The organism is Methyloceanibacter sp. (genome assembly GCF_050728395.1).
In the GTDB taxonomy this organism is placed as follows: Bacteria; Pseudomonadota; Alphaproteobacteria; order Rhizobiales; family Methyloligellaceae; genus Methyloceanibacter.
The window spans coordinates 14,318-32,733 of the sequence record NZ_JBOHJB010000033.1 but is presented as its reverse complement, the minus strand read 5'-3'; the positions used below and the strand labels follow the sequence as shown (position 1 = coordinate 32,733).

At 63.8% G+C, this 18,416-nt stretch carries 18 protein-coding genes; all 18 read right to left on the bottom strand.

Annotated features, from left to right (window positions below):
• Positions 1–70, bottom strand: a 70-nt coding sequence (locus ACREC7_RS08035) for an uL14 family ribosomal protein (RefSeq protein ID WP_228665925.1), incomplete at its 3' end; no start/stop codon positions are given.
• A 15-nt stretch (positions 71–85) separates the two neighbouring features.
• Complete coding sequence (gene rpsQ, locus ACREC7_RS08030) at positions 86–331, bottom strand: 30S ribosomal protein S17 (RefSeq protein WP_431555162.1); 246 nt, start codon at positions 329–331, stop codon at positions 86–88.
• Between the two features lie 13 nt (positions 332–344).
• Positions 345–548, bottom strand: a complete 204-nt coding sequence (gene rpmC, locus ACREC7_RS08025; RefSeq protein ID WP_431555161.1) for a 50S ribosomal protein L29 — start codon at positions 546–548, stop codon at positions 345–347.
• Between the two features lie 5 nt (positions 549–553).
• A complete protein-coding gene (gene rplP, locus ACREC7_RS08020) occupies positions 554–970 on the bottom strand; it encodes a 50S ribosomal protein L16 (RefSeq protein WP_431555160.1) in 417 nt (138 codons plus the stop codon).
• Positions 971–988: 18 nt separating this feature from the next.
• On the bottom strand, positions 989–1,708 hold the full coding sequence (gene rpsC, locus ACREC7_RS08015; protein ID WP_431555159.1) for a 30S ribosomal protein S3: 720 nt from the start codon (positions 1,706–1,708) through the stop codon (positions 989–991).
• Positions 1,708–2,088 (bottom strand): 50S ribosomal protein L22, encoded by a 381-nt coding sequence (gene rplV, locus ACREC7_RS08010; RefSeq protein ID WP_431555158.1) that lies wholly within the window; start codon positions 2,086–2,088, stop codon positions 1,708–1,710. The genes rpsC and rplV overlap by 1 nt, the downstream gene beginning before the upstream one ends.
• Positions 2,088–2,372 (bottom strand): 30S ribosomal protein S19, encoded by a 285-nt coding sequence (gene rpsS, locus ACREC7_RS08005; RefSeq protein ID WP_431555157.1) that lies wholly within the window; start codon positions 2,370–2,372, stop codon positions 2,088–2,090. Before rpsS ends, rplV begins: the two co-directional genes overlap by 1 nt.
• A gap of 4 nt (positions 2,373–2,376) precedes the next feature.
• Positions 2,377–3,213, bottom strand: coding sequence for a 50S ribosomal protein L2 (gene rplB, locus ACREC7_RS08000; RefSeq protein ID WP_431555156.1), 837 nt, complete (start codon positions 3,211–3,213; stop codon positions 2,377–2,379).
• Positions 3,214–3,219: 6 nt separating this feature from the next.
• Positions 3,220–3,513: a 50S ribosomal protein L23 gene (locus ACREC7_RS07995; RefSeq protein WP_431555155.1), complete on the bottom strand. Its 294-nt coding sequence runs from the start codon at positions 3,511–3,513 to the stop codon at positions 3,220–3,222.
• Positions 3,510–4,130 (bottom strand): 50S ribosomal protein L4, encoded by a 621-nt coding sequence (rplD, locus tag ACREC7_RS07990; RefSeq protein ID WP_431555154.1) that lies wholly within the window; start codon positions 4,128–4,130, stop codon positions 3,510–3,512. The genes ACREC7_RS07995 and rplD overlap by 4 nt, the downstream gene beginning before the upstream one ends.
• Positions 4,130–4,879 carry a 50S ribosomal protein L3 gene (gene rplC / locus ACREC7_RS07985; protein WP_431555153.1) on the bottom strand — a complete coding sequence of 250 codons (750 nt, stop codon included), beginning with the start codon at positions 4,877–4,879 and terminating at the stop codon, positions 4,130–4,132. The genes rplD and rplC overlap by 1 nt, the downstream gene beginning before the upstream one ends.
• Before the next feature lie 31 nt (positions 4,880–4,910).
• Positions 4,911–5,219, bottom strand: coding sequence for a 30S ribosomal protein S10 (rpsJ, locus tag ACREC7_RS07980; RefSeq protein WP_069438070.1), 309 nt, complete (start codon positions 5,217–5,219; stop codon positions 4,911–4,913).
• 58 nt (positions 5,220–5,277) lie between these two features.
• Positions 5,278–6,468 carry an elongation factor Tu gene (tuf, locus tag ACREC7_RS07975; RefSeq protein ID WP_431555152.1) on the bottom strand — a complete coding sequence of 397 codons (1,191 nt, stop codon included), beginning with the start codon at positions 6,466–6,468 and terminating at the stop codon, positions 5,278–5,280.
• A 66-nt stretch (positions 6,469–6,534) separates the two neighbouring features.
• A complete protein-coding gene (fusA, locus tag ACREC7_RS07970; RefSeq protein ID WP_431555151.1) occupies positions 6,535–8,610 on the bottom strand; it encodes an elongation factor G in 2,076 nt (691 codons plus the stop codon).
• 22 nt (positions 8,611–8,632) lie between these two features.
• Complete coding sequence (gene rpsG / locus ACREC7_RS07965) at positions 8,633–9,103, bottom strand: 30S ribosomal protein S7 (protein WP_431555150.1); 471 nt, start codon at positions 9,101–9,103, stop codon at positions 8,633–8,635.
• Positions 9,104–9,182: 79 nt separating this feature from the next.
• Positions 9,183–9,554: a 30S ribosomal protein S12 gene (gene rpsL, locus ACREC7_RS07960; RefSeq protein WP_431555149.1), complete on the bottom strand. Its 372-nt coding sequence runs from the start codon at positions 9,552–9,554 to the stop codon at positions 9,183–9,185.
• Between the two features lie 354 nt (positions 9,555–9,908).
• A complete protein-coding gene (gene rpoC, locus ACREC7_RS07955; RefSeq protein ID WP_431555148.1) occupies positions 9,909–14,117 on the bottom strand; it encodes a DNA-directed RNA polymerase subunit beta' in 4,209 nt (1,402 codons plus the stop codon).
• A gap of 73 nt (positions 14,118–14,190) precedes the next feature.
• Positions 14,191–18,330: a DNA-directed RNA polymerase subunit beta gene (gene rpoB, locus ACREC7_RS07950; RefSeq protein WP_431555147.1), complete on the bottom strand. Its 4,140-nt coding sequence runs from the start codon at positions 18,328–18,330 to the stop codon at positions 14,191–14,193.
• Positions 18,331–18,416 lie beyond the last annotated feature (86 nt).

Here is an 18,416-nt window from a genome sequence, read left to right as displayed (position 1 = left end):
CCTTGATGCACTGCACGCGGCGCGCGCCGGAATTGTCGGCAACATCGAGATTGGTCTGCATCTGGATCATGGCAGCCTCGGCCCTCTAGCTCGCTGCCTGCTCGCGCGGCAGCACGGTCCAGCGCTTCTGCTTGGAGATCGGCGGGCATTCCTCGATCCACACCATCTCGCCCACCTTGAACTCGTTCTTCTCGTCATGGGCGTGATAGTTCTTGGACCGCCGCACGGTCTTTTGCAGCAAAGGATGGGTGAAGCGGCGCTCGACGCGCACCACCACCGTCTTGTCGTTCTTGTCGCTCACCACGACCCCTTGCAGTACTCGTTTCGGCATCTCTGTTACGTCCTCAAGCCTTGGCGCCGGCAGTGCTTTTCTGGCGCGTGACGGTCTGAATGCGCGCGATGTCGCGCCTGATCTCTCTTACCCGCGCCGTGTTCTCAAGCTGGCCCGAGGCCGCCTGAAAGCGCAGGTTGAACTGCTCCTTCTTGAGCTTGACCAGCTCGTCACTGAGCTGATCGACCGTCATGCCGCGCACTTGTGCCGCTTTCATGGTCCTCAAGCCTCCACGATGCGCGTGACCACGCGCGTCTTGAGCGGCAGCTTGGCAGCGCCGAGCCGGAGTGACTCCCGCGCCACGGCGTCGGTCACCCCGTCGATCTCGAACATCACGCGGCCGGGCTTCACCCGGGCCACCCAAAACTCGGGCGTGCCCTTGCCCTTGCCCATGCGCACTTCGGTCGGCTTCTTCGACACCGGCACGTCGGGGAACACGCGGATCCACACGCGGCCGGCACGTTTCATCTGGCGCGTCATCGCCCGCCGGGCCGCCTCGATCTGCCGCGCGGTGATGCGAGCGGGCTCCTGAGCCTTCAGCCCATGCGAGCCGAAGCTCAAGCTGATGGCGCTCGACGCCGCCCCCTTGATGCGGCCCTTATGGGCCTTGCGATATTTCGTGCGTTTCGGTTGCAACATGACCGTTCAATCCGTGGTTCAAGCCTGCGCCTGCGGGGCCTCGCGGCGACCCGTAGAGCGTCCACCCTCTTGTGCCTCGAGCGCCCGGTGCTCCTGCGCCATGGGATCGTGGGCCATGATCTCGCCCTTGAAGATCCACACCTTGACGCCGATGATGCCGTAGGCAGTGCGGCCGAGCGCCGTGCCGTAGTCGATGTCGGCGCGCAGCGTATGCAGCGGCACGCGACCCTCGCGGTACCACTCCATGCGCGCGATTTCCGCGCCGCCGAGGCGGCCGCCGCAATTGATGCGGATGCCGAGCGCACCCATGCGCATGGCAGACTGCACGGCGCGCTTCATGGCGCGGCGGAAGGCCACGCGGCGCTCAAGCTGTTGCGCAATGCCTTCGGCCACCAGGGTGGCGTCAATCTCCGGCTTGCGCACCTCGACGATGTTGAGATGCACCTCAGAGTCGGTCATCGCGGCAAGCTCGCGGCGAAGCTTTTCGATGTCGGCGCCCTTCTTGCCGATGAGAATGCCTGGGCGCGCGGTGTGCACCGTCACCCGGCACTTCTTGTGCGGGCGCTCGATCACCACCTTGGAGATGCCGGCCTGCTTGCGCGAGGTGAGGATGTGCTCGCGCATCTTGAGATCCTCGTGCAGGAGGCGCGCATATTCGCCGCGCGAGGCGTACCAGCGCGAATCCCAGGTGCGGTTGACGCCGAGCCTAAGCCCGATCGGATTGACCTTCTGCCCCATCAAGCAGACTCCTCGACTTGGCGCACGATGACAGTGATCTGCGCGAACGGTTTCTCAATGCGGCTCGCGCGCCCCCGCGCGCGCGGCTTCAGGCGTTTCATCACCAACCCCTTGCCGACGTAAGCCTCGGACACGATCAGCGCGTCGACATCGAGGTCGTGGTTGTTCTCGGCGTTGGCGATCGCCGATTCCAGCGTCTTCTTCACGTCGCGCGCGATGCGCTTGCGCGAGAAGGTAAGGTCGGCAAGCGCCTTATCGACCTTCTTGCCGCGGATCAGCTGGGCAAGCAGGTTCAGCTTCTGCGGGCTCACCCGCAGGAGCTTGGTCACCGCCCTCGCCTCGTTCTCCGCGAGGTCGCGTTCGCGTTGCGGCTTGCCCATTAGACCTTCGTCCTCTTCGCCTTGCGGTCCGCGGCGTGGCCGTAGAAGGTTCGCGTCGGCGCGAACTCGCCGAATTTGTGGCCGACCATGTCCTCGGTGACCAGCACCGGAATATGCTTTTGGCCGTTATGCACGCCGAAGGTGAGCCCGACGAATTGCGGCAGGATCGTCGAACGGCGTGACCACATCTTGATCACCGCGTTCGAGCCCGACCCGCGCGCCTTCTCGGACTTCTTCAGCAAATACCCGTCGACGAACGGGCCCTTCCAAATTGAGCGTGACACGAGCCTAACCTTTCTTCTTCACATGGCGGCTGCGCAGAATGAACTTGTCGGTCGCCAGGTTATGCCGCGTCTTCTTGCCCTTGGTGGACTTGCCCCAGGGCGTCACCGGATGCCGCCCGCCGGAGGTGCGGCCTTCGCCGCCGCCATGCGGGTGATCGACCGGGTTCATGGCGACGCCGCGCACGACCGGCTTCCTGCCCTTCCAGCGCATGCGGCCGGCCTTGCCGATCGAGACGTTCGAGTTGTCCGGGTTGGACACGGCGCCAACCGTCGCCATGCAGGCGGCCGGCACCATGCGCGTCTCGCCGGAATTGAGCCTGAGGATGGCGTAGCCCGAATCGCGGCCGACGAGCTGCACGTAGGTGCCGGCGGCGCGCGCGATCTGCCCGCCCTTGCCCGCCTTCATCTCCACATTGTGGACGATGGTGCCGATCGGCATGTTGGCGAGCGGCATGGCGTTGCCCGGCTTCACGTCGGCGCGGGTATCGGCAATCACCGTATCGCCCGGCGAAAGCCGCTGCGGGGCGAGGATGTAAGCGAGCTCCCCGTCCTCATATTTGATGAGGGCGATGAAGGCGGTACGGTTCGGATCGAACTCGAGCCGCTCCACGGTCGCCGGCATGCCGAGCTTGCCGCGCTTGAAATCGACCATGCGGTAGCTGCGCTTGTGCCCGCCGCCGCGGTGCCACATGGACACGCGGCCCTGATTGTTGCGGCCGCCCGACTTGGTGAGGCCTTCGGTCAGCGCCTTGACGGGCTTGCCCTTCCACAGATGGCTGCGGTCGACGAGCACGAGCTGACGCTGGCTCGGCGTGGTTGGTTTGTAGGTTTTGAGGGCCATGGCGCGCTAGATCCTCGTGGTCACGTCGATCTTGTCGCCTTCGGCGAGCTTGACGATCGCTTTCTTGACGTCCTGCTGCTTGCCCCGCATCCCGCGAAACGTCTTGGTCTTGCCCTTGCGCAGGATGGTGTTGACGGACAGCACCTTGACCTTGAACAGCTGCTCAATGGCCGCCTTGATCTCGGGTTTGGTCGCGTCGCGGCGCACCTTGAACACCACCTGGTTCGATTCCGAAGCCATGCTGGATTTTTCGGTGATGACCGGGGCGAGGATGACGTCGTAGGCGGAAAGCGCACTCATTTGAACCGCGCCTCCAGCGCTTCCACGGCCGCCTTGGTGAGGACGAGCTTGTCGTGGTTGAGGATGTCGTAGACGTTGATGCCGGCCACCGGCAGCACGTCGACCCCTGGCAGGTTGCGGGCAGCCTTGGCGAAGGCGTCCTGCACTGCGGCGCCGTCGATGATCAGCACCGAGCCAAGCCCGAGCTTGGAGAAACGGACTTTCAGCTCCTTGGTCTTGGCCTCTTTCAGCTCGCATTTGTCGATCACCACGAGAGTGTCCGACTTGGCCTTGGCCGACAGCGCGTGCTTCAACGCAAGCGCACGCACCTTTTTCGGCAGCTCGATGGCGAAGCTCCGGGGCTTCGGGCCGAAGGCTTTGCCACCGCCCCTGAAGATCGGCGCCTTCTTGCTGCCATGGCGGGCGCGGCCGGTGCCCTTCTGGCGATACATCTTGGCGGTCGTGTAGTTGACCTCGGAGCGGTCCTTGACGTGAGCCGTCCCGCTCCGCCGCTTGGCGAGCTGATAGCGCACCATGCGGGCGAGGATATCGGGGCGGGGCTCGAGCCCGAACACGTCGTCCGCGAGCTCAACCGTTCCCGCCTTCTTGGCGTCGAGCGTGGTGACGTCGGCCTGCATTACTCTTGGCTCCCCGCCTCGGCTTGTACCGGCTCTGCCTCAGTCTTGGCCGCGCCATTGGTGGCCTCGCCGGACCCCTTGCGGAAGGCGCCTGGCTTCGGCGCCATCTCGGGCAGGCTCCGCTTCACCGCGTCGCGCAACAGCACCCAGCCGCCCTTGGCGCCCGGAACCGCCCCGCGGATCATGATCAGCCCGCGCTCGGGGTCCGTCTTTACCACGCGCAAATTCTGCGTGGTGACGTTCACATCGCCCATGTGGCCGGCCATCTTCTTGCCCTTGAACACCTTGCCGGGGTCCTGGCGCTGGCCGGTCGAGCCGTGGCTGCGATGGCTCACCGACACGCCGTGACTGGCGCGCAAGCCGCCAAAATTGTGACGCTTCATGGCGCCGGCAAAGCCCTTGCCGATGGTGGTGCCCGAAACGTCGACGAACTGGCCCTCGACGAAATGGTCGGCGGTAATCTCGGCGCCGACCTCGATCACATTGTCCGGGCTCACGCGGAACTCGGCGAGCTTGCGCTTGGGCTCGACATTGGCCACGGCGAAATGACCGCGCGCGGCGCGTGAGAGCCGCTTCACCTTGGGGGTACCGGCGCCAAGCTGCAGCGCAGTGTAGCCGTTCTTCTCCGAGGTCCTGTGACCCACCACCTGGCAGCGATCGAGACGCAGCACCGTCACCGGGATATGCTCCCCGGCATCGGTGAAGATCCTCGTCATGCCGAGTTTTTGCGCGATGACACCTGATCGCATCGGACTAATTCCTTGCCTCGTCCTCGTCAGCCTAGAGCTTGATCTCGACATCCACGCCGGCGGCCAAGTCGAGCTTCATCAAGGCATCGACGGTCTGCGGCGTCGGGTCGACGATGTCGAGCAGGCGCTTATGCGTGCGCATCTCGAACTGCTCCCGGCTCTTCTTATCGATATGAGGCGAGCGGTTGACGGTGAACTTCTCGATGCGCGTCGGCAGCGGAATAGGTCCCCGCACCTCGGCGCCCGTGCGCTTCGCCGTGTTGACGATCTCCTTGGTCGACGCATCGAGAATACGGTGGTCGAAGGCCTTGAGCCTGATTCTTATGTTCTGACTTTGCATCCCGATGGCCTCAAATTGAAGGGCGCGCCGCTCGCCGCGACACGCCCGCTGTCTTCCCTTACTCGATGATCGCCGCCACCACGCCGGCGCCGACCGTGCGGCCGCCTTCGCGAATGGCGAATCGAAGCTTCTCCTCCATGGCGATCGGCACGATCAGCTCGACCGTCATGGCGATGTTGTCGCCAGGCATCACCATCTCGGTGCCCTCCGGCAGGTGCACCACACCGGTCACGTCGGTGGTGCGGAAGTAGAACTGCGGACGGTAATTGCCGAAGAACGGGGTATGACGGCCGCCCTCCTCCTTGGTGAGGATGTAGGCCTCGGCCTTGAACTTGGTGTGCGGCTTGACCGAGCCGGGCTTGGCCAACACCTGGCCGCGCTCGACGCCCTCGCGATCGACGCCGCGCAACAGGCAGCCGACATTATCGCCGGCTTCGCCCTGATCGAGCAGCTTGCGGAACATCTCGACACCGGTCACCACGGTCTTGGTGGTCGGCCTGATGCCGATGATCTCGACTTCCTCGCCCACCTTGACCACGCCGCGCTCGATGCGGCCGGTCACCACGGTGCCACGGCCCGAGATCGAGAACACGTCTTCGATCGGCATGAGGAACGGTTTGTCCTTGGGACGGTCCGGCTGCGGAATATAGGAATCGACCGCATCCATCAGAGCGCCGATGGAACTCTTGCCGACCTCGTCATCCTTGCCCTCGAGCGCTGCAAGCGCCGAGCCCTTGACGATCGGGATCTCGTCGCCCGGGAACTCGTATTTGGACAGGAGTTCGCGCACCTCGAGCTCGACCAGGTCGAGCAGCTCGGGGTCGTCAACCATGTCCACCTTGTTGAGGTACACGACGAGCGCCGGCACGCCGACCTGGCGGGCAAGCAGGATGTGCTCGCGGGTCTGCGGCATCGGGCCGTCGGCGGCCGATACCACGAGGATGGCGCCGTCCATCTGCGCGGCGCCGGTGATCATGTTCTTCACATAGTCGGCATGGCCCGGACAGTCGACATGGGCATAGTGCCGCTTGCCGGTCTCGTACTCCACATGCGCTGTGGAGATGGTGATGCCGCGCGCCTTCTCCTCCGGCGCCTTGTCGATCTCGTCATAGGCGGTGAATTTGGCCCCGCCCGTCTCGGCGAGCACCTTGGTGATCGCTGCCGTCAGCGTGGTCTTGCCGTGATCGACGTGACCGATGGTCCCGATGTTGCAATGGGGCTTCGTCCGCTGGAACTTTTCCTTAGCCATGTTGGCTCTCCATCCTTCAACACAAAACGAAAGTCTTCTCCAAGGGCCTCTCCGGCCCGCGAACCTTTAGGCGAACTTCGCCTGCACCTCTTCGGCGACCGCCTGCGGGACTTGCGCATAGTGGTCGAACTGCATGGTGAACTGCGCCCGCCCCTGGCTCATCGAGCGCAGCGTGTTCACGTAGCCGAACATATTGGCGAGCGGGACCATGGCGCTGATCACCGCGGCATTGCCGCGGGTCTCCTGGCCGCGCACTTGGCCGCGCCGGCTGGTCAGGTCGCCGATGATGCCGCCGACATATTCCTCCGGCGTCACCGCCTCGACCTTCATGATCGGCTCGAGCAGCCTGGGGCCAGCCTTGAGCGCACCTTCGCGGAAGGCGGCGCGGGCCGCGATCTCGAACGCCATGACGCTCGAATCAACGTCGTGATAGGCGCCGTCGATGAGGCTCACCTTGACGTCGAGGATCGGGAAGCCCGCGAGCACGCCGGAATCGACGACGCTCTTCACGCCCTTCTGCACGCCGGGGACGTATTCCTTCGGCACGTTGCCGCCGACCACCTTGTTCTCGAACTCGAAGCCCTTGCCGGCCTCGTTCGGCTCGATCACGAGCTTGACGCGAGCGAACTGGCCCGAGCCGCCGGTCTGCTTCTTGTGGGTGTAGTCGACGTCGGCACGCCTCGACACCGTCTCGCGATAGGCGACCTGCGGCGCGCCGACATTGGCCTCGACCTTGAACTCGCGGCGCATGCGATCGACGATGATGTCGAGATGCAATTCGCCCATGCCCTTGATGATGGTCTGACCCGATTCATGGTCGACCGAGACGCGGAAGGACGGGTCTTCCTGCGCCAGACGATGCAGCGCCACCCCGAGCTTCTCCTGATCGCTCTTGGTCTTGGGCTCGACGGCGACCTCGATCACCGGCTCCGGGAACTCCATGCGCTCGAGGATCACGGGCTTGGTAGGATCGCAAAGCGTATCGCCGGTGGTGACGTCCTTGAGGCCGGCCAGCGCCACGATGTCGCCGGTGTAAGCTTCCTTGATGTCCTCGCGGTGATTGGCGTGCATCAAGAGCATACGGCCGATACGCTCCTTCTTGTCCTTCACCGTGTTGAGCAGGGTCGTGCCGGTTTCCAGCTTGCCGGAATAGATGCGGCAGAAGGTGAGCGAGCCTACGAAGGGGTCGTTCATGATCTTGAAGGCGAGCATGGAGAGCGGCGCGGCGTCGGAGGGCGCACGCGTCACCTCGTCGCCGGTCTTGAAGTCGATGCCCTTCATCGGCGGCACATCGACGGGCGAAGGCAGATAGTCGACGACCGCGTCGAGCATCGGCTGCACGCCCTTGTTCTTGAAGGCCGAGCCGCACAGGATCGGCACGAACACGTTATGGATCGTGCCCTTGCGGACCAGCGCCTTGATGGTCTCCTCGCTCGGGTGCCTGCCTTCGAGATAGGCCTCCACGGCCCCTTCGTCGAGATCGACCGCCTGCTCCACCAGCTTCTCGTGATACTCCTTGGCCAGATCGAGCAGATCGGCGGGAATCTCCTCGTCATGGAACTTGGCGCCGAGGGACTCGTCGTCCCACACCACCGCCTTCATGCGTACGAGGTCGATGATGCCCTTGAACTTGTTCTCCGCGCCAAGCGGCAGCTGAATTATGATTGGATTGGCCCCAAGCCGATCGCGCACCATCTGCACCGAGACGAAGAAGTCGGCGCCGATCTTGTCCATCTTGTTGACGAACACCATGCGCGGCACGCCGTATTTGTCCGCCTGCCGCCACACCGTCTCGGTCTGTGGCTCGACGCCCTGGTTCGCGTCAAGCAGGGCCACCGCGCCGTCGAGCACGCGTAAAGAGCGCTCGACCTCGATGGTGAAATCCACGTGGCCGGGCGTGTCGATGATGTTGATGCGCTTGTCGTTCCAATAAGCAGTCGTCGCCGCGGACGTGATGGTGATGCCGCGCTCCTGCTCCTGCTCCATCCAGTCCATGGTGGCAGCGCCGTCGTGCACTTCGCCGATCTTGTGGCTCTTGCCGGTGTAATAGAGCACCCGCTCGGTCGTGGTGGTCTTGCCGGCGTCGATATGCGCCATGATCCCGATGTTGCGGTAGTCCTGGAGTGGGGTAGCTCGGGGCATCTCAAAAGATCCTTGAAACTCGTTACCAGCGGTAATGCGAGAAGGCGCGGTTCGCCTCCGCCATGCGGTGGGTGTCCTCACGCTTCTTCACGGCAGTACCGCGATTGTTGGCGGCATCGAGCAGCTCGCCGGAGAGCCGCTCGACCATGGTGTTCTCGTTCCGCCCGCGCGCCGAGGAGATGATCCAGCGGATGGCGAGCGCCTGCCGGCGATCGGAGCGGACCTCGACCGGGACCTGATAGGTGGCGCCGCCGACACGGCGGGAGCGCACCTCGAGCGCCGGCATTACGTTACGCAGCGCTTCGTGGAACAGATCGACCGGATTCTGCTTAGTCTTCTTCTCCATCTGGTCGAGCGCGCCATAGACGATCCGCTCAGCGGCCGACTTCTTACCTTCATACATGATGCTGTTCATGAACTTGGTCAGCACCACGTCCCCGAATTTTGGATCGGGGATGATGTCGCGCTTATCTGCCTTGCGCCGCCGGGACATAGTCTCGTTCCTTGATCCTTCTTGCGAAGGTCCCCGGCCTGCTCTTGGCTTGCCCGAGTGACCCTCGCGTTAGCTTAGGTCACTTGGGCCGCTTGGCGCCGTATTTCGAGCGCCGCTGGCGGCGATCGCCTACGCCCTGGGTGTCGAGCACGCCACGAATAATGTGATAGCGCACGCCCGGCAGGTCCTTGACGCGGCCGCCTCGGATCAGGACCACGGAATGCTCCTGGAGGTTATGGCCCTCGCCCGGGATATAGCTCGTCACTTCCAGCCCGTTGGTCAAACGCACGCGCGCGACCTTGCGCAGAGCCGAGTTCGGCTTCTTCGGCGTCGTCGTGTAGACGCGCGTGCACACGCCGCGCTTCTGCGGGCAAGCCTGCATGGCCGGCACTTTGTTCCGCTTCCCCGGCTGGCGGCGGGGCTTGCGGATCAGCTGTTGTATCGTCGGCATCTACGGCCTTCGTCCAATCTCTCTTTACGGGCCCCTAGGCCCACAACCACTTCACGGGCCAAAGGCCCACAACACCTGAGGCTGAAGCGCGGGTGAGCGCGATCTTCAGCCTGTTAAACCAGAGGATCTTGGAAGGCAGGCCTCCAAGATCGTGTGCCCGAATGTGACCCGGTTAGTCCGGCAGCGTCTAGCCCGCGGCGTGAAGGGCTACCGCCTGCCGCGTAAGTGCGCGGTTTGTATCAGGCCGATTCTCTTATCGTCAAGGGTCCAGGGGGGTCAGAAGTCAGAAATCAGAAGTCAGAAAACAAACTCCGCATTTCTGATCTCCGACTTCTGACTTCTGTCCCCTGGCAACTATACCGTCTCGCGCTCCTCCGCAGCCTCGTCGTCCTCCTGCCCGATCTGGTCGGAGGCCGTGCGCTCGCGCTCCTCCAAGATGAGTTCGTCGCGGTGGCTTGCGATCTTGCTCAACCTGGAAAGCATGCTGCCGGTGCCTGCCGGGATGAGCCGCCCGACGATGACGTTCTCTTTCAGCCCCTCGAGCGCATCGGTCTTGCCGTTGACCGCAGCGTCGGTGAGCACCCTGGTGGTCTCCTGGAAGGAGGCCGCCGAGATGAAGGAACGCGTCTGCAGGCTCGCCTTGGTGATGCCGAGCAGCACCGGCTGGCCGGTCGCGGGCTTGCCACCTTGCGCCTCGATCGCGGTATTGGCGTCCTCCAAGTCGATCCGGTCCACCTGCTCCCCCTTGAGGAAGTCGGTCGAGCCTGGATCGTCCACCTCGGTCTTCTGCAGCATCTGCCGGACGATCACCTCGATATGCTTGTCGTTGATGGTGACGCCCTGCAGCCGGTAGACCTCCTGGATCTCGTTCACGAGGTAGTTGGCAAGCTCCTCGACGCCCTTGATGGCCAGGATGTCGTGCGGCGCGGGATGACCATCGAGCAGGAACTCGCCCTTCTCGATGCGGTCGCCCTCCTGCACGGCGAGATGCCGTCCCTTGGGGATGAGATACTCGACCGGCTCGCCGCCGTCCTCGTCCGGCACGATGGTGATGCGCCGCTTGTTCTTGTAGTCGCGGCCAAGCTGCACCGTGCCTGACATCTCGGCGATGATGGCGTGGTCCTTCGGACGCCGCGCCTCGAACAGCTCCGCCACCCGCGGCAGACCGCCGGTGATGTCGCGCGTCTTGGCGCTCTCCATCGGGATACGCGCCAGCACGTCGCCGGCGCTCACCTCGTGGCCGGACTCGACGGACATGATCGCGTCAACGGGGAGGAGGTAACGCGCCTCGCCACCCCTCGACAGCTTGCCGATCTTGCCCTTCTTGTCCTTGATGGCGACAGCCGGGCGGAGGTCCGCGCCACGCGGGCTCGCACGCCAGTCGATGATGACCGAGTTGGTGATACCCGTCGACTCGTCCTTGCGCTCGCTGACCGAGACGCCTTCGACCAGATCCTCGAAGTCGACAATGCCTTCGATCTCGGTGAGCACCGGGCGGGTATAGGGATCCCACTCGGCGAGACGATCGCCGCGCTTGACCTTGGCTCCGTCGTCCACGCGCAAATGCGTGCCGTAAGGCAGCCGGTGCACGGCACGCTCGGTGCCGTCCGGATCCGCCACGACCAGGATGGTATTGCGGCCCATGACCATGAGGCGGCCTTGCGAGTCCTTGACCACGTTGCGCTGCTTGATCTTGACGTTGCCGTCGAAATTCGACTCCAAGGACGACTGATCGACGACCTTGGCGCTTGCCACGCCGCCAAGATGGAAGGTGCGCATGGTAAGCTGGGTGCCAGGCTCGCCGATCGACTGGGCGGCAATGACGCCAACCGCCTCGCCGAGATTGACCGGCGTGCCGCGGGCGAGATCGCGCCCGTAGCACTTGCCGCAAATGCCGTTGCGGGTCTCACAGGTGAGCGCCGAGCGGATGCGGACTTCCTGCACGCGCGCCTCCTCCAAGGCCTCGACCTGCTCCTCCTCCATCAACTCGCCGGCCTTGACAACGACCTTGCCGGTGGCCGGGTTCTTCACGTTCTCGGCCGCGGTGCGACCGAGCACGCGCGCGCCAAGCGACACCGTGACCTCGCCGGACTCGATCAGTGCCCGAGCCATGATGCCGGCGGTCGTGCCGCAATCATCCTCGGTGACGATGCAGTCCTGCGCCACGTCGACCAGGCGGCGGGTCAGATAGCCCGAATTCGCCGTCTTCAACGCGGTGTCGGCCAAGCCCTTGCGGGCGCCGTGGGTCGAGTTGAAATACTCGAGCACCGACAGACCCTCCTTGAAGTTGGAGATGATCGGCGTCTCGATGATCTCGCCCGACGGTTTGGTCATCAGGCCGCGCATGCCGGCAAGCTGCTTCATCTGGGCAGGCGAGCCGCGGGCGCCGGAATGCGCCATCATATAGATGGAGTTGATCGGCTTCTCGCGGCCGGTCTTCGGATCGCGCTCGACCGCCGAGATGCGCTTCATCATCTCCTTAGCGACCTGCTCGGTGCACTCCGTCCAGGTGTCGACCACCTTGTTGTACTTCTCGCCGCGGGTGATGAGGCCGTCATTGTACTGCTGCTCATACTCGCGGACGAGCTCGCTCGTCTTGTGCACGATGGCGTCCTTGGTCTCCGGAATCACCATGTCGTCCTTGCCGAACGAAATGCCGGCGCGGCACGCATAGGAGAAACCGAGGCCCATGATCCGATCGCAGAAGATGACCGTCTCCTTTTGACCGCAGTGGCGATAGACCACGTCGATCATGTGCGAGATGTCCTTCTTGGTGAGCAGTCGGTTCACCAGGTCGAAGCTGACATTGGGCTTCCTGGGCACGAGATCGCCCAAGAGCATGCGGCCAGGGGTCGTGTCGTAGATGTGCGACACCGGCTTATTCTTCTCGTCGACCGTGCGGAAGCGGCCCTTGATCTTGGCATGCAGGCTGAGCACCTTGGCGTCGAGCGCGTGCTGGATTTCCGCGATGCTGCCGAACATCATGCCCTCGCCGGGTTCGCCGTCCATCTCGATCGAGAGATAGTAGATGCCGAGCACGATGTCCTGCGACGGCACGATGATCGGCGAGCCGTTGGCCGGGTGCAGGATGTTGTTGGTCGACATCATCAGCACGCGGGCCTCAAGCTGAGCCTCGAGCGACAACGGCACGTGCACGGCCATCTGATCGCCGTCGAAATCGGCGTTGAAGGCGGCGCAGACGAGCGGATGCAGCTGGATGGCCTTGCCCTCGATCAGCACCGGCTCGAAGGCCTGAATGCCGAGGCGATGCAGCGTCGGCGCGCGGTTGAGCAGCACCGGATGCTCGCGGATCACCTCATCGAGGATGTCCCAAACCTCCGGCTTCTCCTTCTCAACGAGCTTCTTCGCCTGCTTCACCGTGGCGGCGTGACCCTTGGCGTCGAGCCGCGCATAGATGAACGGCTTGAACAGCTCGAGCGCCATCTTCTTCGGCAACCCGCACTGATGCAGCTTGAGCTCAGGCCCGACCACGATCACCGAGCGGCCCGAATAGTCGACGCGCTTGCCGAGCAGGTTCTGGCGGAAGCGTCCCTGCTTGCCCTTGAGCATGTCGGCGAGCGACTTGAGCGGCCGCTTGTTGGCGCCGGTGATAACGCGTCCGCGCCGCCCGTTGTCGAACAGCGCATCGACCGCCTCCTGCAACATCCGCTTCTCGTTGCGGATGATGATGTCGGGCGCACGCAGCTCCATCAGCCGCTTCAGACGATTGTTGCGGTTGATGACGCGGCGATACAGATCGTTCAGATCCGAGGTGGCGAAGCGGCCGCCGTCGAGCGGCACGAGCGGCCGCAGCTCCGGCGGAATCACCGGAACCACGGTCAGGATCATCCACTCAGGCTTGTTGCCCGACTCGATGAACGCCTCGACGACCTTCAGCCGCTTGGCGAGCTTCTTCGGCTTGAGCTCTGAGGTCGACTCGGCGATCTCCTGGCGGAGTTCGGCGGCGGTCTTCTCTAGGTCGAGACCCTTGAGCAGCTCGCGGATCGCCTCGGCGCCGATCGACGCCGTGAAGCTGTCCTCGCCGAAATCGTCCTGCGCCTTGAGGTAGTCTTCCTCGGCCAAGAGCTGGAGCGGCTTCAGCGTGGTCAGCCCCGGCTCGAGCACGATGTAGTTCTCGAAATAGAGAACCCGCTCGAGATCCTTGAGAGTCATGTCGAGCAACAGGCCGATGCGCGAGGGCAACGACTTGAGGAACCAGATATGGGCGACCGGCGCGGCAAGCTCGATATGGCCCATGCGCTCGCGCCGGACCTTGGCGAGCGTCACCTCGACGCCGCACTTCTCGCAAATGACGCCCTTGTACTTCATGCGCTTGTACTTGCCGCACAAGCACTCATAGTCCTTCACCGGGCCGAAGATGCGCGCGCAGAACAACCCGTCGCGCTCCGGCTTGAAGGTGCGATAGTTGATCGTCTCAGGCTTCTTGATCTCCCCATAGGACCAGGAGAGAATTTTTTCCGGGCTCGCAATGCCGATGCGAATCTGGTCGAAATTCTGCTGCTGGACCTGAGGACTGAAGAGGTTGACGATGTCCTGATTCATTATCTCTATCTCCCAGGGGCGCCCGTTACGCCCATCGGTTCGTCATAAATCCCGCGTTTCTAATTCGCTCCGCTCATTCGGCCGCCGGCCGCGGCAATCTCGCCCGCACCGGCTGCTCCTCCGGCTTCGGCTGCACCAGCTCGACGTTCAGCCCGAGCGCCCGCATCTCCTTGACGAGGACGTTGAAGCTTTCCGGGATGCCGGCCTCGAAGGTGTCGTCGCCGCGCACGATGGCCTCGTAGACCTTGGTGCGGCCGGCAACGTCATCAGACTTGACGGTCAGCATCTCCTGCAGCGTGTAGGCCGCGCCGTATGCCTCGAGCGCCCACACCTCCATTTCGCCGAAGCGCTGGCCGCCGAACTGGGCCTTGCCGCCGAGAGGCTGCTGGGTAACCAGGCTGTAAGGGCCGATCGAGCGGGCATGGATCTTGTCGTCCACGAGGTGGTGGAGCTTCAGCATATAGATGTAGCCCACGGTCACCTTGCGCTCGAACGCCTCACCGGTGCGCCCGTCATGCAGGGTCACCTGCCCCGAGCTGTCGAGACCGGCAGCCTGGAGCAGAGCCGTCACGTCGCCCTCATGCGCCCCGTCGAACACAGGGGTCGCCACCGGAACGCCGTCGCGCAGATCCTCACTCACCTCGATGAGGTGGTCGTCCTTCAGCGCGGCCACCGCCTTGTCGTCGCCATAGACCGACTTGAGCAGGTCTTTCAGCGGCTTCACCTTGTGCGACGCGTTATAGGCGTCGAGCGCCTCGCCGATCTTGCGGCCGAGGCCCCGGCACGCCCAGCCAAGGTGCGTCTCGAGAATCTGGCCGACATTCATGCGGCTCGGCACCCCGAGCGGGTTCAGCACGATGTCGATCGGGATGCCGTCGTCGAGATACGGCATGTCCTCGATCGGCACGATCATACTGATCACGCCCTTGTTGCCGTGGCGGCCGGCCATCTTGTCGCCTGGCTGGATCTTGCGCTTCACCGCGACGAAGACCTTGACCATCTTCATCACGCCAGGGGGCAGCTCGTCGCCGCGCTGCAGCTTGTCGACCTTGTCGACGAAGCGCTGCTCGAGCCCCTTCTTGGCGTCTTCATATTGGTGGCGAATGGCCTCGACCTCAGCCATGGCCTTCTCGTTCTTGAGCGCGATCTCCCACCAATGGGACCGCGGCACCTCGTCGAGCAGCGCCTCGGTGATCTTGGCGTCCTTCTTGATGCCTTTCGGCCCCTTGGCCACCACCTTGTGCATCAAGGTGTCCTTGAGGCGGCCGTAGACGTTGCGGTCGAGGATGGCGAGCTCGTCGTCGCGGTCCTTGGCGAGACGCTCGATCTCCTCGCGCTCGATGGCCATGGCGCGCTCGTCCTTCTCGACGCCGTGGCGATTGAACACGCGCACCTCGACAACCGTGCCGGTCACGCCGGGCGGCAGCTTGAGCGAAGTATCGCGCACGTCGGACGCCTTCTCGCCGAAGATGGCGCGAAGCAGCTTCTCCTCAGGCGTCATCGGGCTCTCGCCCTTCGGCGTGATCTTGCCGACCAGGATGTCGCCCGGGTTCACTTCGGCGCCGATATAGACGATGCCAGCCTCGTCGAGATTCTTCAGCGCCTCCTCCGAGACGTTGGGGATATCGCGCGTGATCTCCTCCGGCCCGAGCTTGGTGTCTCGGGCCATCACCTCGAACTCCTCGATATGGATCGAGGTGAACACGTCGTCGCGCACGACGCGCTCGGAGATCAGGATGGAATCCTCGAAGTTGTAGCCCATCCACGGCATGAAGGCGACGAGCACGTTCCGCCCGAGCGCGAGCTCGCCGAGATCGGTCGACGGGCCGTCGGCGATGATCTCGCCGGCCTGCACCTGATCGCCCACGCGCACGAGCGGACGCTGATTGATGCAGGTGTTCTGGTTCGAGCGCTGGAACTTGCGCAGATTATAGATGTCGACGCCTGACTTCGACGGGTCGGTCTCCTCGGTCGCGCGCACCACGATGCGGGTGGCATCGACCTGATCCACCACGCCGGTGCGGCGGGCGCCGATGGCGGCACCCGAATCGCGCGCCACCACCTCTTCCATGCCGGTGCCGACCAGCGGCGCTTCCGCCGTGATCAGCGGCACCGCCTGGCGCTGCATGTTTGAGCCCATGAGCGCGCGGTTGGCATCGTCATTCTCCAGGAACGGAATGAGCGCGGCGGCCACCGACACCAGCTGCTTCGGCGACACGTCGATGAGGTCGACCTTCTCCGGGGCCATCAGCTCGACGTCGCCGGCGTGCCGGCAGACGATCAGCTCCTCGGTGAAGGTGCCGTTCGGCGCAAGCTTGGCATTGGCCTGGGCGATGATGTAGCGCGCCTCTTCCATGGCCGAGAGATAAACCACCTCGTCGGTCACCTTAGCCTTGACCACGCGGCGATACGGGCTCTCGATGAAGCCGTATTTGTTCACCCGCGCGTAGGTCGCGAGCGAGTTGATGAGGCCGATATTCGGTCCTTCCGGTGTCTCGATCGGACAGATGCGGCCGTAATGGGTCGGGTGCACGTCGCGCACCTCGAAGCCGGCCCGCTCGCGGGTGAGACCGCCGGGCCCAAGCGCCGAGAGGCGCCGCTTGTGGGTGATCTCCGACAGCGGGTTGGTTTGATCCATGAACTGCGACAGCTGCGAGGAGCCGAAAAACTCGCGCACCGCGGCGGCAGCCGGCTTGGCATTGATCAGGTCCTGCGGCATCACGGTGTCGATATCGACGGAGCTCATGCGCTCCTTGATCGCCCGCTCCATGCGCAACAGGCCGACGCGGTACTGATTCTCCATCAGCTCGCCGACCGAGCGCACCCGGCGGTTGCCGAGATGGTCGATGTCGTCGATCTCGCCCTTGCCGTCGCGCAAGCCGACCAGCGTCTTGATGACGGCAAGAATGTCCTCCTTGCGCAGCGTGCGCACGGTGTCGGGGCATTCGAGGTCGAGGCGCATGTTCATCTTCACCCGGCCGACTGCGGACAAATCGTAGCGCTCGGCGTCGAAGAAGATGCCGTTGAACAGGTTGGCGGCAGCCTCGAGCGTCGGCGGCTCGCCTGGGCGCATGACGCGATAGATGTCGAGCAGCGCCTCCTCGGTGTTCGAGTTCTTGTCGATGGCGAGCGTGTTGCGGATGAAGGCGCCGACATTGACATGGTCGATGTCGAGGATCGGGATCTCCTTGAGACCGAGATCCCTGAGCGTGGCCACGAGCTTGGCATCGATCTCGTCGCCTGCCTCGGCGTAGATCTCGCCGGTCTGCATATTGACGATGTCCTCGGCGAGGTAGCGGCCGTGCAGGTCCTCGTCCTTGACCAGGAGCTCCTTCAGTCCTTCATCGGCGAGCTTCTTGGCAAGCCGTGCCGTGACCTTGCGGCCGGCTTCGATGGCGACCTTTCCGGTCTTGGCGTCAATCAGGTCGCTGGACGACTTGATGCCGCGCATCCGGTCTGGCCGGAACGGCATGCGCCAGCCTTCTTTGGTCGCTTTCAGCGGAATGCGGTCGTAGAAGGTCGACAGGATCTCCTCGTCGTCGAGGCCGAGGGCATAGAGAAGCGTCGTAACCGGAAGCTTCCGGCGCCGGTCGATGCGCACATAGACGATGTCCTTGGCGTCGAACTCGAAGTCGAGCCAGGAGCCGCGATAGGGAATGATGCGCGCGGCAAACAGCAGCTTGCCTGAGGAATGGGTCTTGCCGCGGTCGTGGTCGAAGAACACGCCGGGTGAGCGGTGCATCTGCGAGACGATGACGCGCTCGGTGCCGTTGATGACGAAAGTGCCGTTCGAGGTCATGAACGGCATGTCGCCCATATAGACGTCCTGCTCCTTGATATCCTTGACCGAGCGGGCGCCGGTTTCCTCGTTCACATCGAACACGATGAGGCGCAACGTCACCTTGAGCGGTGCGGCGAAGGTCATGCCGCGCTGCTGGCACTCATCGACGTCGTATTTCGGCTGCTCGAAGGCGTAGCGCACGAACTCGAGCTGGGCGCGCTCGCCGAAGTCGCGAATGGGAAAGACTGAACGGAATACCGCCTGCAGGCCTTCGTCGGCACGGCCCCCCTCGGGTTCATCCACCATGAGGAACTGATCGTAGGACTGCTTCTGCACCTCGATGAGGTTTGGCATTTCGGCAACTTCGTGGATCTTGCCGAACATTTTGCGCAATCGCTTACGACCGTTCGAAGAAGAAGAAGTCTGCTGCATGTGGTCCTCTCAAGCTCGAACCGACGGCTCACCGGAATCCCCGCAGTTTCGATTGCGGAGGTTCTGGCGAAGCGTCTGTGACAATT

Coding starts and splice junctions, on each gene's coding strand:
- tuf (WP_431555152.1), bottom strand. CDS start 6,468: ATGGCTAAGGAAAAGTTCCAGCGGACGAAGCCCCATTGCAACATCGGG.
- rplB (WP_431555156.1), bottom strand. CDS start 3,213: ATGGCCCTCAAAACCTACAAACCAACCACGCCGAGCCAGCGTCAGCTC.
- rpsJ (WP_069438070.1), bottom strand. CDS start 5,219: ATGCAAAGTCAGAACATAAGAATCAGGCTCAAGGCCTTCGACCACCGT.
- rplP (WP_431555160.1), bottom strand. CDS start 970: ATGTTGCAACCGAAACGCACGAAATATCGCAAGGCCCATAAGGGCCGC.
- rplV (WP_431555158.1), bottom strand. CDS start 2,088: ATGGGCAAGCCGCAACGCGAACGCGACCTCGCGGAGAACGAGGCGAGG.
- rpsQ (WP_431555162.1), bottom strand. CDS start 331: ATGCCGAAACGAGTACTGCAAGGGGTCGTGGTGAGCGACAAGAACGAC.
- ACREC7_RS07995 (WP_431555155.1), bottom strand. CDS start 3,513: ATGAGTGCGCTTTCCGCCTACGACGTCATCCTCGCCCCGGTCATCACC.
- rpoB (WP_431555147.1), bottom strand. CDS start 18,330: ATGCAGCAGACTTCTTCTTCTTCGAACGGTCGTAAGCGATTGCGCAAA.
- rplD (WP_431555154.1), bottom strand. CDS start 4,130: ATGCAGGCCGACGTCACCACGCTCGACGCCAAGAAGGCGGGAACGGTT.
- rpsG (WP_431555150.1), bottom strand. CDS start 9,103: ATGTCCCGGCGGCGCAAGGCAGATAAGCGCGACATCATCCCCGATCCA.
- rpsC (WP_431555159.1), bottom strand. CDS start 1,708: ATGGGGCAGAAGGTCAATCCGATCGGGCTTAGGCTCGGCGTCAACCGC.
- rpsL (WP_431555149.1), bottom strand. CDS start 9,554: ATGCCGACGATACAACAGCTGATCCGCAAGCCCCGCCGCCAGCCGGGG.
- fusA (WP_431555151.1), bottom strand. CDS start 8,610: ATGCCCCGAGCTACCCCACTCCAGGACTACCGCAACATCGGGATCATG.
- rpmC (WP_431555161.1), bottom strand. CDS start 548: ATGAAAGCGGCACAAGTGCGCGGCATGACGGTCGATCAGCTCAGTGAC.
- rplC (WP_431555153.1), bottom strand. CDS start 4,879: ATGCGATCAGGTGTCATCGCGCAAAAACTCGGCATGACGAGGATCTTC.
- rpoC (WP_431555148.1), bottom strand. CDS start 14,117: ATGAATCAGGACATCGTCAACCTCTTCAGTCCTCAGGTCCAGCAGCAG.